Genomic DNA, 14,552 nt, shown 5'->3' with positions numbered 1-14,552 from the left:
GCACAGTGCGTCACAGGGGAAGGTCGAACCCTAACCGGCGCGGGTGCGCGGCACCCTCACCACCACCTCGTGGCGTCCGAGAGTTGACGGGCGAGTTCGTCGGCGAGCGTCCGCACATACGTCGCGGACAGGTGGTGGGCGTCGTGATAGATCAGCACGTTACCCTCGACGGCCCGGCAGATGTCCTCGCGACAGACTGCGTCACTGAGGTCGAGCGGCTTTAACAACGGATGGTCGGCGAGGTGATCCAGTGTGGGATTGCGGCCGGCCAGCGCTTCCTGGCGGGGCGACCCGCAGGTGTCGGCGTCGCCGCCCGCGGACAGACAGTCGACGGGCGAGAAGAACATGCCCTCGCGCAGCATCCACGGTGTATCCCGTATCCCAAGCATGGGAATTCCGTTGGCGGACAACTCATCCCAGATACCGAGGTAGTAATCGGGTACGTAATCGCCTGGGCCGTTGAGTATCGGCCGGGTGGTCGTGAAGAACACATAGTCCGGCCGGTCGGCGATGATGCGCGCCAGCGCATTGTCCGACCACGCCCGGCACGACGGGTAGGGCTCGAACGGCCCTGCGATGAGCGGCACCTCCTTGGTGGTGAGCGGGCAGCCCAACTTCAAATACGTCGTCACCTTGAAGCCGTGTTGTCGCCCGATCAGGTGCAGAGCGGTGAGCCAATGCTCTGAATGCGATCCCCCGGCCAACGCAATGGTGCGGTGCGCCTTGGGATTGCCGTATACGCAACTGACGACATCCGAGCCGTCGAATCCCGTGACACATGCGTCGACGGTGGACGGCGGCACGTCGCCCGACGCCTCCAACGCAGTGGGACGCATCGGCAGCTTGGCAACCCTGCGCTGGTCGAGCAACGCGTGTGCGCCCGGATAGTCCCGCGCCGACAACGTCGTCAGCTCCACGCCGTTGGAGCGGGCTTGGGCGACGTGCCCGCGCCAGCCCATCGACAGGCCGGCGAGCACCACGACGGCGAGAAGGATCAACGAGCCCGAGAGCAGCCTCGCCGGACGCAGGCGCGTGGTCAGGTAGGCCACCACGACCGTCAGCACGATGACGACGCCGCCGTCGACGAGTCCGACGGCATCGTTGTTGGTGTGGGCGAGCCAGAAGATCAGCAACGGCCAATGCCACAGATACGCCGGATAAGCCAGCCATCCCAATGCCACCAACGCTGGGCTGCCGAGGAATTCGTTCGCCGTCGTGACACCCTGCGCGCCGCTGAGGTTGATCACCACCGTCGCACCGACCGATATCAGCGACCACATGCTCGGGTACGGCACGGCTCCGTTTACCAGCAGGCCACACAACACAATTGCCGACAACCCGACGGCCGCGGTGACCGCACGCAGCGAGCGCGGCCAGTGAATGCGCGACGCAACCGCCGCGGACATGACACCGGCCAACGGCTCCCATGCCCGGGTGAGGGTGCTGTAGTAGGCGGTCAACTGATCGCCCGTGTGCTCGACAACGGCGTAGCCGAACGACGCGATCATCGCCGAAGCTGCTGCCGCCACGAAGAGTTTCCGCCGATGGCGGTGACCGGCCCGTACGGTTGCGAGGGTCACCATCCCGGCGAGTACGAGCATGAAGACCACGAATTGCCCCGCGAGCGACACGATCCACATGTGCTGAAGTGGCGTTACCGCCTCACTGGCCTGCAGGTAGTCGCTTGCCGTCCAGATCAACAACCAATTCTGGTGGAAACCCAGACTCGCCAGGGTCTGATCGGCGAACGCCTCCCAACGCGTTTGCGGTTGCACGATCACCGTCAACGCCGCGGACACCGCAAGCACGAGAACCAGTGCGGGCAAAAGCCTTCGGGCCGCCCAGGCCAAGTCGTCGCGCAATCCGACCGCACGCGCAGTGCCGAGGGTGCGCAGCACGCGGTCCCCGACCACATATCCCGCGAGGACCAGCAGCACGTCGATGCCACTGGACGCCCGTCCGAACCAGACACCGCAGACGACCACCAAAAGCACGGCGACGCCGGCCAAACCGGTCAGGTCGTCGCGTCTCGTCCGCTCGATGGGCTGGGTGGGAACTGAATGTGTTTGTGTCGTCTGCACGGTGAAGTTTCCTGCGCCTTTCGCCGCACAGAGCATAACGACCGCAGCGGCCCGGCGGCCGGACCGCTCATCGCGGTCATCTGACGTCGACGTGCTGTCCGATCAACTCCGTGAGCACCCGCCCGACGCGATCGAGCGGTGTGACCGTCTGGGTGGCGATCGCCATCACGATGGCGCCTTCGACGGCGGCGAGCGTCGTGGTGGCGAGATCTTGGGCCGTCGCCGGTTCGATGTCGGCGGCGCAGAACTCGTCGGTGAGCTTGCGCTCCCACTCGGTGAAGACCTGCCCCGAGGCTTCTGCCACTTCGGGGGCTTCGGTGCGCCCCAACGCCGCTGCGACAATCGGGCAGCCCGCGGTGAATTCGCTGTCGGCGAGCATGTCACGCCATCCCTGGATGAACGTCTGAAGGGCACGTACCGGCCCGTGCCCGGACAGCGCGGTGACGGTCTGCGTGATGGTGTGGCCGGCCACCGCGGTCGCCTCGGCGAGCAGCTCGGCCTTGCCGCCCGGAAAGTTCAGATACAACGAACGGCGCGCGATGCCGGCTTGGTCGATGAGTTCGGAGATTCCGGTGCCCGCGACGCCATGCCGGCGCATCAACCCAATAGCGCTGGCAATGAGGCGGTCTCGTACGGCCACGGTGGAGCCCTTCTTGTTCGTCCCCCGACAGCCCATTGACACTATCACGATCGGTCTACTACTTTGCCGTAAACAAACGTAGACCGATCGGTATAGCTGGAGGCTGTACTGACGCGAGGCGGCTGGGGGTTTGCCGATGCGACAACGATGGGTGCCGATCACGGTCGTGCTCGTATTGGCCGCCACCGGCTTGTTCATCGCCAGCCTGAGGTTGAGCCATATCCCCGATCTCGCCATCGGTCACTCGAGCCGCCCGGCCTCGATGGCCGAATCACGGGTGAAAGTGATCAGTTACGAGGTGCAAGGACCCGTCGGGGCGCCGACGACGGTGTCGTATCTCGATGAGTCCGGGTTTGCCCGGAACACCACCGTGGCGCTGCCGTGGACACTGCAGTTGGAGACCCGCAGCCTCACTGTGACGGGCGGCGTGATCGCGCAGTCCGAGGCAGGCGGCCTGACCTGCCGGATCGTGATCGACGGCGCGGTGCGCGATCAGCGTCAGTCGGAAACCCAACCGGGAGCCGTGAACTGCCAGGTGCTGGTGTCATGAAGATCGACGACGTGCGCAACGAACTCGCACTTCTGTTCGACCGCAATCGATTCCGCCGCGAACCGGGACGGCCCCGGTTCGCCCACGCGCTCTATGTGTTGGCGATCCCGGTCATCGTGTGCTGGGTCGCGCTTGCGGGGGCGCTGAATCTTGCGGTACCGCAACTGGAAACCGTCATCAAGGAGCACGCCCGGTCCTTCCTGCCCGACGACGCCCCGTCGGTGCAGGCGATTTCGAAGATGGGCCAGTACTTCGGGCAGACGGGTACCAACAACTTCGTCTACGTGCTGCTGGAAGGTGACAAGCCGCTCGGCTCGCAGGCCCACGAGTATCACGACAAGCTCTTGGCCACGCTCACCGCCGACACCGAACACGTCGTGTCGGCATTGGACCTGTGGTCGGAGCCCGACTTCGCGGCGGCCAACGAGAGCGCTGACGGCAAGAGTGCCTACACGCTGGTGAATCTGGCCGGGAACATGGGCACGGCGCTGGCCATGGAGTCGACGCAGGCGGTGCGCGACACCATCGCCGGCATGCCCGCTCCGCCAGGCATCCAGGTGCATGTCACCGGGCCGTCGGCGATCGTCAACGACGAACTGGTCGAGATCAACGATTCGATTCTGATCATCATGGTGACCTGCGCCGCCTTGATCGCCATCATCCTGTTCTGGGTCTACCGCTCACCGATCACCGTGGCGCTTCCGCTCTTGACCGTGGGCATGGGCATCGCTGTCGCGCGGCCACTCGTCGCATTCCTCGGCGACCACGGAATCATCGGCGTGTCCATCTTCGCGTCCGCGCTGCTGTTGGTCATCGTCCTCGGCGCCGGAACCGATTACGGCATCTTCCTGCTCGGCCGGTACCAAGAAGCCCGTCGCGCCGGGGAAGACCCGGCCAGTGCCTACTACACCGCGATGCGCGGCACACAGCACATCATCCTGGCTTCCGGGATCACGGTCGCCGGTGCGACGGCGTGCATGTGCGTGACGCGCCTGGCGATTTTCAGCACGGCGGGTCTGCCCTGCACGATCGGCATCGCGGCGACACTGGCCGCCGCCCTGACGCTCGGCCCTGCCCTGCTCGCGCTCGGCAGCCGCCTGGGATTCTTCGAACCCAAACCTCAACCGTCGCTGCGGCGGTGGCGGCGCATCGCCACCACGGTCGTCCGCTGGCCGGGCCCCGTCCTGGTGGGTGCGATGTCGGTTCTCATCGTGCTGATGCTGCTGGTGCCCACACTGCGTGTCAGCTACAACGAGCGCATCACGCAGCCCGGCGACACCCCGGCGAACCTCGGGTTCGCCGCGGCCGACCGCCATTTTCCACCGAACATCATGGCGCCCAGTCTGTTTCTGATCGAAGCCGATCATGACATGCGCAACCCGGCCGATCTGCTCGCACTGGCCAAGGTCACCAACGCGATCCTGCAGATCCGCGGCATCGACAACGTCCAAGGCATCACCCGCCCGCTCGGCGTACCACTGGAGCAGGCGACCCTGCCCAATCAGGCCGGATACATCGGCAACCGCATCGACCAGATCACGTCGCTGCTGACGCAACGGCTCGACGATCTCAACGCGCTCGGCGCACTTCTCGGCCGGCTGAACGGGACGATCTCGGGCGCGCGAAAAGCGTTGACCGACACCAATCAAGGCTTCGACCGGGTCAACGACAGTGCTGCGCAGTTGCAGTCACAGCTCACCGATGTGACAACGAAACTCGCTGACATCCGCGGCACGGCCGAACCGGCACGGCAGTTCATCGGCTCGCTGCCCAATTGCCAAACCCTGGCACCGTGCCAATCGGTGCTCACCGGGTTCGCGCTCCTCGACGACGTCGACCGCATCAACGCGCCGATCACCGGACTGGCCGACGGCGCTCGCACGGCATCGTCGACGCTGCCCCAGTTGTCGACCCAGATCGGAAGCCTCACATCGTTCGTCGACCAGCTGACACAGCTGATCTCACCGTTGCAGGCCGCGCTCGGTGTGCTCATCCCCCAGATCTCGCAGATCACCGAGTTCACCAACGAAATTCGTGACACCTTCGCCGAGGGCACTCCGAACGAGTTCTTCTTCCTGCCGAGCCAGGCGTTCGAAAGCCCGCTGTTTCATCGCGCCCTGCCGTTGTTCTTCTCGGCCGACGGCAAGGTCACCCGCATGATCGTCACACCGGAGATGGAAGGCTTCAGCCGGGAAGCCATGGACGTGGCCGCCGAACTGGTTCCGACTGCGCTGCAGGCGATGAAGGGCACATCGCTGGCCGGCAGCACCGTGAGCGTCGGCGGGCCCGGCGGCACGCTGCTCAATCTGGAAGCCTTCACCGAGGAGGACTTCACCACCAGCGTGGTCGCCGCGTTCGCGTTCGTGTTCTGCGTGATCCTGATCCTGTTGCGCAGTCTGGTGGCGGCGATCACCGTGATCTCAACGGTGGCAATCGCTTATCTGTCCGCGCTCGGGCTGTCGATCCTCATCTGGCAGCACCTGCTGGACAATCCGCTGCACTGGTCGGTCGCGCCGATAGCATTCACGTTCCTGGTCGCCGTCGGCGCCGATTACAACCTACTGCTGGTCGCGCGCTTCAAAGAAGAGCTTCCCGCGGGGATCAAAACCGGCATCATCCGATCCATGGTCAACACCGGTGGCGTCGTCACCACCGCCGGACTTGTCTTCGGGCTCACGATGTTCGGCATGCTCGCCAGTTCGGCCCACAACATCGCCCAGATCGGCACCGTCGTCGGCATCGGCCTCTTCCTGGACACCCTGATCGTGCGCTCCTATGTCATCCCCGCCATCGCGTCCCTTACCGGTCGCTGGTTCTGGTGGCCCGAGAACATCCTGCGGCGGAGAGCCGCGGTCGACCGCTAGCGGCCGTTGCGCTCGCGGTGCTTGCAGCCGGGCCAGCAGCACGGCCGGCGCATGCCCTCCTCCAATTCCTCCTGGGTGCGCCGGATCCGGCGCTCACGAGTCGCCTGCTGCTTGGCGTCTTCGACCCAGCAGATGAACTCGTTGCGCGCGAGCGGCGTGATGTCCTTCCACGCCGCCAGGGCCGTGCCGTTGCCGATCAGCGCCTCCCGCAGGTCCGCGGGAAGGTTGTGCACGACGCCTCCGGGAACTCGCTGGCCGCTCATGCAGTCACGGTAACCCGTGTGTGCGCTCCGCCGAGACATGACAGTGACTCCCGTCACACCGTGTCACAGTTCGGCGGTGGGCGGCATCTGGTGTGCACGAAACCCGTGAGGACAGGAGACACCATGAACGCCCGCACGCACGTCGTCGTCATCGGCGGTGGCTATGCCGGAACACTGGCGGCCAACCGGCTGCAGCAGAACAGCGATATCGACATCACGCTCGTCAATCCGCGCCCGCGATTCGTCCAGCGCCTGCGATTGCACCAGTTCGCCGCGGGCACCGGCGACGCCACGGCCGACTACGGCGCGCTTCTGGGCCGCCGGGTCGATCTGGTGGTCGACAACGCCGACCGTATCGACGCGTCCGCGCGGACAGTGCATCTGGCCTCGGGCCGCGCGCTCACCTACGACTACCTCGTCTACGCGGTCGGCAGCACGGGCGCCACTCCGGCAACGGTTCCCGGCGCCGCCGAGTTCGCTTATCCCCTAGCGGAATTGGAGCACGCCGCCCGGCTTCGCAGCGCCATCGCCGACCTGGGCCCGGACGCCTGGATCACCGTCGTCGGCGGTGGCCTCACCGGGATCGAGACGGCGGCCGAACTCGCCGAACAGGGCCACAAGGTCATCCTGGCCTGCGGCGGCAAGCTCGCTCCGTCGTTCTCCGAACCCGCCCGGCGCTCGGTCGCCAACTGGCTGACCAAACACGGTGTCGGTGTGGTCGAGTCCGGCGTGGTGGCCGAGGTGCGCCCCGACAGTGTGGTGCTTGCCGACGGCACCGACCTGCCGAGCGCCGTCACGGTGTGGACCGCGGGGTTCGGTGTACCCGATCTCGCCGTGCGCAGTGGGCTGCGCACCGACCCGTTGGGCAGGCTGCTGACCGACGAAACACTGACCAGCGTCGACGACGACCGCATCGTGGCGGCAGGCGACGCGGTCGCCCCGTCGGGACAACCGCTGCGGATGAGCTGCTATACGGCAGGTCCGACGGCCGCCACCGCTGCGGACACGGTCCTCAGCCGTATCGCCGGCGTCGAGCCCGGCCTGCTCAGCCTGGCGTACATGGCCACCAATGTCGGCCTGGGCCGGCGAGCAGCGCATTTCCAGCTCACCCGCAAAGACGACAGCCCGGTCAACATCTATCTCGGCGGCCGGATCGGCAGCCGCATCGCCGGCTCGCTCAAGGAGGCGGTCACCAAGGGCACGCTTTGGGGCATCCGCCGCGAGGCTCGTAAGCCGGGCTCGACGGTCTGGCCGAAGGGTGGCACCCGACCCGCTATCGCCAGGTTGGACAGCCTTCACTCCTGAGCTGTACGGATCGGCCATCGGCTGATCGGGTAGGCGGGCCTAGCCTGGACGCATGACTGCGTCTCTGGTGGGCGGACCCGCACTGCAGCAAGTGCGCCGCGTCCGCACCGACATACCCGGCCCCCGCTCGCTCGAACTGGCCGAACGCCGCGCAGCGGCACTGCCGGCCGGGCTGGCGAGCGCGGCCGGGGTGTACGTGGCCGCGGCAGGCGGCGGTGTCGTGGTCGACGTGGACGACAACTCCTTCATCGACCTCGGCAGCGGCATCGCCGTCACCACCGTCGGCAATGCCGCGCCGGCCGTCGTCTCCAAGGCGGCCGCGCAGCTCGCGCAGTACACCCACACGTGCTTTCTGGCCACCCCGTACGAGCCGTACATCGAGGTCGCCGAGGCGTTGAACCGGCACACGCCGGGTGACCACGAGAAGCGCACCGCGCTGTTCAACACCGGCAGCGAAGCTGTCGAGAACGCCGTCAAATACGCGCGCGCGGCCACCGGCCGCCCAGCGGTCGTGGTGTTCGACCATGCGTTCCACGGCCGCTCGTTGCTGACCATGACCATGACGGCCAAGAACCAGCCGTACAAGCACGGGTTCGGGCCATTCGCCCCCGAGGTGTACCGGGCACCGATGGCCTACCCGTACCGGTGGCCGTCGGGACCCGAGAATTGCGCCGCCGAAGCCTTCAGCCAGTTCACCCAGCTCGTCGACGCCCAGCTCGGCGCCGACGCCGTCGCCTGCGTTGTGGTCGAACCCATCCAGGGCGAGGGCGGGTTCATCGTGCCGGCCGAAGGGTTCCTCGCGAAGGTGGCCGACTTCTGCCGCGACCGCGGGATCCTGCTTGTCGCCGACGAGGTTCAGACGGGCATCGCCCGCACCGGCGCCTGGTTCGCCTGCGAACACGAAGGCCTGGTGCCCGACCTGATCACCACGGCCAAGGGACTGGCCGGCGGTATGCCGCTGGCCGCGGTCACCGGCCGCGCCGACATCATGGACGCCGCACACGCGGGCGGCATCGGCGGCACCTACAGCGGCAACCCGGTCGCGTGCGCCGCCGCACTCGGTGTGTTCGAGGAGATCGAGACGGGCGGTCTGATCGAGCGCGCCCGCGCGATCGGCGATCTGATGGTCCGACAACTGCGCGAGATCGCCGCCACCACCGACGTCATCGGCGACATCCGTGGCCGCGGCGCCATGATCGCCGCCGAGCTGGTGCAGCCCCGCACGCGCGAACCCAACCGCGAGGCCGTTGCCGCACTTACGCGGCACTGCCAGGCCAACGGGGTATTGACCTTGACGGCAGGAACTTTCGGCAATGTCCTACGCTTCCTGCCACCGCTGACCATTTCCGACGACCTGCTCGCCGAGGCCTTCGAGGTCGTACGCGACGGCTTTGCGAATCTCTGACAAGGAGTTGACCATGACCGCTACAACAGCACCGGCCAAGAAGGCCACCTACGCGCCGCTCGAGTTGTTCGACACCGACCGGCTGCTCGACGAAGACGAGCGCGACATCGCCGCCACGGTCCGCAAGTTCGTCGACACCCAGCTCAAGCCCAACGTCGAGCAGTGGTTCGAATCGGCAACGCTGCCAAAAGAACTCGGCAAGGAATTCGGCAAGCTGGGCGTCCTCGGCATGCATCTGGAGGGCTACGGCTGCGCCGGCACCAATGCCGTCAGCTACGGCCTGGCCTGCATGGAGCTCGAAGCCGGTGACAGCGGTTTCCGCAGTTTCGTGTCGGTGCAGGGCTCGCTGTCGATGTTCTCGATCCACCGCTACGGATCCGAAGAGCAGAAGAACGAATGGCTGCCCCGACTGGCGACCGGCGACGCGATCGGCTGCTTCGGCCTGACCGAGCCCGATTTCGGCTCCAACCCGGCCGGCATGCGTACGCGTGCTCGCCGTGACGGCAGCGACTGGGTGCTCAACGGCACCAAGATGTGGATCACCAACGGCAATCTCGCCGACGTGGCGACCGTGTGGGCGCAGACCGACGACGGCATCCGGGGTTTCCTCGTCCCCACCGACACTCCGGGATTCACCGCCAACGAGATCCACCGCAAGCTCTCGCTGCGGGCTTCGGTGACCTCCGAGCTGGTGCTCGACAACGTCCGCCTGCCCGCATCGGCACAGCTGCCGCTTGCCGAAGGGCTCAGCGCGCCGCTGTCCTGCCTCAACGAGGCCCGCTTCGGCATCGTGTTCGGCTCGCTCGGCGCGGCCCGCGACAGCCTGGAAACCGCGATCGCCTACGCGCAGTCCCGCGAGGTGTTCGACCGGCCGCTGTCGAGTTTCCAGCTCTCGCAGGAGAAGCTCGCCAACATGACGGTCGAGCTCGGCAAGGGCATGCTGCTCGCGATCCACCTGGGCCGCATCAAGGATGCCGAAGGTGTGCGTCCCGAGCAGGTGTCGCTGGGCAAGCTCAACAATGTCCGCGAAGCCCTCGCGATCGCCCGCGAATGCCGAACCTTGTTGGGCGGCAGCGGAATCACGTTGGAGTACTCGCCGCTGCGGCACGCAAACAACCTGGAATCGGTGCTGACCTATGAGGGCACGAGCGAGATGCATCTGCTCTCCATCGGTAAGGCACTGACCGGTCAGGCGGCCTTTCGCTGATGAGCGCTTGCGCGAAGAGGAGAACGCACTGATGAGCGCACAGATCCAGCACCTCATCGGCGGCGAGTGGTTGACGGGCAGCGGCGGTGAACTGCGCAGCCTGAACCCGGCCCGCCCCAGCATCGTCGTGGCCGAGGGCGCCGGCGCCGTCGCATCCGATGTCGACGCGGCCGTGTCCGCCGCCGGCGAGGCGTTCGCCGCGTGGGCGGCCACGCCGATCCACCAGCGCGGCGCGGTGCTGCTCGCCGCCGCTGACGTGGCCGACCGCAACGCCGAGGCGTGGGGTCTTGAGCTGGCAACCGAGGAAGGCAAGACGCGCGCCGAGGGCGTGGGCGAAGTCCGCCGGGCCGCGCAGATCCTGCGCTACTACGGCAACGAGGGCGATCGTCAGGCCGGCGAGATCTTCGCCTCACCGCGGACCGGTGAACAGATCCTGGTGACGCGCAAGCCCATTGGTGTCGTCGGGGTGATCACGCCGTTCAACTTCCCCATCGCCATCCCGGCGTGGAAGATCGCGCCTGCTCTGGTGTACGGCAACACCGTGGTGTGGAAGCCCGCGAGCACCGTTCCGCTGCTGGCGATGCGGCTTGCCGAGGCGCTGACGGCCGCCGGGCTTCCTGCCGGCGTGCTCAACCTGCTCGTCGGCGGCTCGGCCATCGGCGATGCGATCGTCGGCCACACCGGCATCGACGCCATCACCTTCACCGGGTCCACCGGAATCGGGCGCCAAATCGCCTCAGCCGCTGCCGCGCGCGGTGTCCCGGTGCAGGCCGAGATGGGCGGCAAGAACGCCGCGGTGGTGCTCGATGACGCCGACCTCGACCTCGCCGTCGAACAGGTGATGCTGGGTGCGTTCCGGTCGACGGGCCAGAAGTGCACGGCCACATCGCGATTGATCGTCACCGACGCGATCGCCGACCGGTTCCTGGCCGTACTGGCCGAGCGGGCGCGGGCGCTCACCGTCGGCGACCCGACCGACGATGCGACGCAGATGGGCCCCGTCGTCAACGATTCCGCACACAAGTCGATCTCGACGGGCATCGACACCGCCGCCGCTCAGGGCGCCACGCTGGTGGCCGGCGGTGTGCCCTACACCGACGGTCCGCTCGCCGAGGGCTACTTCATTCCTCCGACGGTCGTCGAGCTCAACGGCACATCCGCGGACGTCTGGACCGAGGAGCTGTTCGGCCCCGTAGTCGCCGTCAAACGGGCCGGCGATGCCGATGAGGCGTTCGCCTTGGCCAACGACAGCGAATTCGGGCTGTCGGCAGCGGTGTTCACCCAGGACGTCACGCGGGCGTTGCAGGCCGTCGACCACATCGACGTCGGAGTGTTGCACATCAACTCCGAGTCGGCGGGCGCTGATCCACACGTCCCGTTCGGCGGGGCGAAGAAGAGCGGGCTCGGTCCGAAAGAACAGGGTGGCGCGGCTCGCGAGTTCTTCACCCACACCACCACGGTGTATCTGCGCGGTGGAAAGGCAGGCGCATGACTGGCGCGCTCGACGGCGTGGTCGTGGTGGATTTCAGCCGGGTGCTCGCGGGCCCGTACGCGACGATGATGCTGGGTGACTTCGGCGCCGAGGTCATCAAAGTCGAACGCCCCGGCGTCGGCGACGACACGCGCCAGTGGGGACCGCCATACGATTCGGCCGGCGTGGCAACGTATTTCAACGCCGTGAACCGCAACAAACGATCTCTGGTGCTGGACCTGACCGATCCGGCTGATGTGCACCGGGCCCGCGACCTGGTGGCCGGGGCCGACATCGTGGTGGAGAACTTCCGGCCGGGGACCATGGAGAAACTCGGGCTCGGGTACGACGATCTCCGCGCGATCCGTCCGGATGTCATCTACTGCTCGATCACCGGATTCGGCCGCGACGGCGGTGCTGACCTACCCGGGTATGACCTGCTGGTGCAGGCCGTAGGCGGTTTGATGAGCGTGACCGGCACCGAACCGGGCGATCCCACCAAAACCGGTGTGGCGCTGGTGGATGTCCTGTCGGGCCTGCACGCGTTGAGCGGCATCCTGGCCGCGCTGAACCACCGCAACCGCACCGGCGAGGGGCAGCGCGTCGACACCAACCTGTTGTCGGTCTTGTTGTCGTCCATGGTGAATCAGGCCTCGGGATACCTCGGGGCAGGCGCGGTGCCGCAGATCATGGGTAACCGTCATCCCAGCATCGCGCCCTACCAAACCTTCGACACCGCCGACCGGCCCATCGCGATCGCCGTCGGAAACGACAAGCAGTTCCGCGCTTTCGCCGCCGCCATCGGCAGCCCCGAGCTTGCCGACGATCCCCGGTTCTCGTCGAATCCCCAACGCGTGGCGAACCGCGATGCGTTGTGCGCGCTGATCGAAACCGAGTTGAAGAGCAACGGCGCCGACCACTGGTACACCGTGTTGACCGCGGTGGGCGTGCCGGCGGGCCCGATCAACGACCTCGCCGAAGCGTTCGCGTTCGCCCGTGAGCTCGGGATCGAGGCCGAGGTGTCGGTGCCCGATTCGCCCACCCCGCAGGTGGCGAACCCGGTCACGTTGTCGGCGACTCCGGTCACTTACCGCAGCGGGCCGCCTGCACTGGGATAGGTCCTGGGGAGACGGCGCCTGCGGGGATGTCGATATGTGCTGGGCCGATTCCTGTGACGAGCGTGCAGCCTGTTGCGATGTCGCCGCATTCCGGGCGCAAGAGCCTGCACGTTCGTCACAGTGCAGCACAAAGAGGTCCGAACCTGGTGGGCCTGGGCTCACCCGACAGATCTAGCCGGACCGCCGGCTCGCGAGCAGCCGTCGCGCCTTGAGCGCCAACCAGAGTTGCGCCCGGCTGTCCGCGGATTCGAGGTCATCGCCCAAAACCTCACTGATGCGGCGCAGGCGATTGCGCAGGGTGTGCCGGTGGACCCCGAGATCCAATGCGGCGGCCTCGACCTGGCCATTGCGCCGCAGGAACGCCTCGAGCGTATCGACCAATTCGTCACCAACGAGAGGTTCCACGGGAGTCGCGAGCACCCGGAGCTCGGCGCTACTGCGGCCGCCGAGAAGCACGCCGTAGGCGCCTAATTCGCCGAACTCGGTGAAACCGGAACCCGACCGCGCCGCGAGACGCGCTTGCTCCAGAGCCACAGTGACATCCGAGATCCGGACGGGCAGGCTGGCTCCGCCGCCTGGTGGCAACTCGTCGTCGGAGATGATGTTGAGAAACCGGCGCCGGCTGCCGTCGGCCGGCAGCACGATCACGAGTTCGTCGCCGATCGGCGCCATCAGGAAGCTGCTCAGCAGCCGACCCAGCGCTTGTTCGGCATCCAGGACCGGCCCCACGCTGTTGAACACCGCCACGACGACGTCGCTGTCCGGCTCAAAACCGAAGTAGCGCAACACCGCACTGTCCACCGACCCGGAGCCACACAACAGTTCACGCGTCACCGCGGTGCGTAACAGTTGTTCGGCGTCGCTCACTCGTGCCGGCTTCTCGATCGCGATCGAGATGAGGGACACCGCGTGCGCCACGAGCAGGCGGTCCGAGTTGGTCATCGGCCCCGCCGACCGCACCGCTAGCTGACCGCGCACCGGTTGGGCGGCCCTGAGGTTTTGGATCGTGACGAAGGCGTCGTCGTCAGCGGTCACGTAGCCGCCGTGCCGGCGGCCCGGTGGAACCGACTCGGTCAGCACCCCGATCAGCCGCTCCTGTTCGGCGCCTGCGGCGGCCAGCACGGTGTTGTCGGTGTCGACGACGACGACGGTCGCCGACAAGCAGTCCGCGAGTGCACTCACCACGCTGGGGATGCCGCCCCGCAACGTCGCGCGGGCGAGCACTTCCTGGTGGTCGACGACCTGTTGGACCGAGCGCAGCTCGTCGGCCTTGAGCGCATCGATCACCACCCGCGCGATCGCGATGAACGGTGTCGAGGCGGGCACCTTCAGCACCGGGATGCCGGCCTGTTCACCGGCGGCGCGCACACCGGCCGGCACATCGGTGAAGGTCGTGCCCGTGTCGACGGCGAGCGCAGCGGTGCCTGCCGCTGCCAGTCGCGCGACGTATTCGGCTTGTGCAGCGGCGTCAGCCCCGATGTTGATACCCGTCGTCATCACGAGCTCGCCCCCCGCGAGGTACGGGGTGGGGTCGGCGAGCTCGATCGCGTGCGCCCAGGAGATTTCGCGGTCGGCGGCCCGCGTTCCGGCGACCAACGACAGGCCAAGGCTCTCGACTTGAGCCAGGTCCCGTGCAGTGATCGCCACA

At 67.0% G+C, this 14,552-nt stretch carries 11 protein-coding genes; 7 read left to right on the top strand and 4 right to left on the bottom strand.

Translation table 11 applies throughout. The features are described 5' to 3' along the window. Window positions 1–56 precede the first annotated feature (56 nt). Window positions 57–2,081 carry an acyltransferase family protein gene (locus AWC31_RS14830; RefSeq protein WP_085145462.1) on the bottom strand — a complete coding sequence of 675 codons (2,025 nt, stop codon included), beginning with the start codon at window positions 2,079–2,081 and terminating at the stop codon, window positions 57–59. 76 nt (window positions 2,082–2,157) lie between these two features. Continuing rightward, window positions 2,158–2,757 (bottom strand): TetR/AcrR family transcriptional regulator, encoded by a 600-nt coding sequence (locus AWC31_RS14825; protein WP_264051717.1) that lies wholly within the window; start codon window positions 2,755–2,757, stop codon window positions 2,158–2,160. A 100-nt stretch (window positions 2,758–2,857) separates the two neighbouring features. Between AWC31_RS14825 and AWC31_RS14820 the strand changes: the two genes are divergently transcribed. After that, entirely contained in the window at window positions 2,858–3,271 is a 414-nt protein-coding gene (locus AWC31_RS14820; protein ID WP_085144938.1) for an MmpS family transport accessory protein, read from the top strand. Then, window positions 3,268–6,135 carry an MMPL/RND family transporter gene (locus tag AWC31_RS14815; protein ID WP_085144937.1) on the top strand — a complete coding sequence of 956 codons (2,868 nt, stop codon included), beginning with the start codon at window positions 3,268–3,270 and terminating at the stop codon, window positions 6,133–6,135. The genes AWC31_RS14820 and AWC31_RS14815 overlap by 4 nt, the downstream gene beginning before the upstream one ends. On the opposite strand, the gene AWC31_RS14810 is transcribed toward AWC31_RS14815, so the two are convergent. Continuing rightward, window positions 6,132–6,398 carry a YdeI/OmpD-associated family protein gene (locus tag AWC31_RS14810; protein ID WP_085144936.1) on the bottom strand — a complete coding sequence of 89 codons (267 nt, stop codon included), beginning with the start codon at window positions 6,396–6,398 and terminating at the stop codon, window positions 6,132–6,134. The two genes, AWC31_RS14815 and AWC31_RS14810, sit on opposite strands and share 4 nt — an antisense overlap. Window positions 6,399–6,521: 123 nt before the next feature. Between AWC31_RS14810 and AWC31_RS14805 the strand changes: the two genes are divergently transcribed. The 5 genes from AWC31_RS14805 to AWC31_RS14785 are packed head-to-tail and all read left to right on the top strand — an operon-like array spanning window position 6,522 to window position 12,904. Then, the gene (locus tag AWC31_RS14805; RefSeq protein WP_085144935.1) at window positions 6,522–7,703 is read left to right on the top strand and encodes an NAD(P)/FAD-dependent oxidoreductase; all 1,182 of its coding nucleotides are present in this window, start codon (window positions 6,522–6,524) and stop codon (window positions 7,701–7,703) included. Between the two features lie 52 nt (window positions 7,704–7,755). Next, a complete protein-coding gene (gene gabT / locus AWC31_RS14800; RefSeq protein ID WP_085144934.1) occupies window positions 7,756–9,108 on the top strand; it encodes a 4-aminobutyrate--2-oxoglutarate transaminase in 1,353 nt (450 codons plus the stop codon). Between the two features lie 13 nt (window positions 9,109–9,121). After that, complete coding sequence (locus tag AWC31_RS14795) at window positions 9,122–10,315, top strand: acyl-CoA dehydrogenase family protein (protein ID WP_067856516.1); 1,194 nt, start codon at window positions 9,122–9,124, stop codon at window positions 10,313–10,315. Window positions 10,316–10,346: 31 nt separating this feature from the next. Next, window positions 10,347–11,807 carry an aldehyde dehydrogenase family protein gene (locus tag AWC31_RS14790; protein ID WP_085145461.1) on the top strand — a complete coding sequence of 487 codons (1,461 nt, stop codon included), beginning with the start codon at window positions 10,347–10,349 and terminating at the stop codon, window positions 11,805–11,807. Further along, entirely contained in the window at window positions 11,804–12,904 is a 1,101-nt protein-coding gene (locus AWC31_RS14785; protein WP_085144933.1) for a CaiB/BaiF CoA transferase family protein, read from the top strand. The genes AWC31_RS14790 and AWC31_RS14785 overlap by 4 nt, the downstream gene beginning before the upstream one ends. 171 nt (window positions 12,905–13,075) lie before the next feature. Here AWC31_RS14785 and AWC31_RS14780 read toward each other — a convergent pair whose 3' ends face one another. Continuing rightward, a complete protein-coding gene (locus tag AWC31_RS14780) occupies window positions 13,076–14,551 on the bottom strand; it encodes a PucR family transcriptional regulator (RefSeq protein WP_067856508.1) in 1,476 nt (491 codons plus the stop codon). Window position 14,552 lies beyond the last annotated feature (1 nt).

Source organism: Mycolicibacterium wolinskyi (assembly GCF_002101965.1).
In the GTDB taxonomy this organism is placed as follows: Bacteria; Actinomycetota; Actinomycetes; order Mycobacteriales; family Mycobacteriaceae; genus Mycobacterium; species Mycobacterium wolinskyi.
This window is presented reverse-complemented; position numbering and strand designations above follow the sequence as displayed.

Coding starts and splice junctions, on each gene's coding strand:
- AWC31_RS14825 (WP_264051717.1), bottom strand. CDS start 2,757: ATGGGCTGTCGGGGGACGAACAAGAAGGGCTCCACCGTGGCCGTACGA.
- AWC31_RS14820 (WP_085144938.1), top strand. CDS start 2,858: ATGCGACAACGATGGGTGCCGATCACGGTCGTGCTCGTATTGGCCGCC.
- AWC31_RS14815 (WP_085144937.1), top strand. CDS start 3,268: ATGAAGATCGACGACGTGCGCAACGAACTCGCACTTCTGTTCGACCGC.
- AWC31_RS14810 (WP_085144936.1), bottom strand. CDS start 6,398: ATGAGCGGCCAGCGAGTTCCCGGAGGCGTCGTGCACAACCTTCCCGCG.
- AWC31_RS14805 (WP_085144935.1), top strand. CDS start 6,522: ATGAACGCCCGCACGCACGTCGTCGTCATCGGCGGTGGCTATGCCGGA.
- gabT (WP_085144934.1), top strand. CDS start 7,756: ATGACTGCGTCTCTGGTGGGCGGACCCGCACTGCAGCAAGTGCGCCGC.
- AWC31_RS14795 (WP_067856516.1), top strand. CDS start 9,122: ATGACCGCTACAACAGCACCGGCCAAGAAGGCCACCTACGCGCCGCTC.
- AWC31_RS14790 (WP_085145461.1), top strand. CDS start 10,347: ATGAGCGCACAGATCCAGCACCTCATCGGCGGCGAGTGGTTGACGGGC.
- AWC31_RS14785 (WP_085144933.1), top strand. CDS start 11,804: ATGACTGGCGCGCTCGACGGCGTGGTCGTGGTGGATTTCAGCCGGGTG.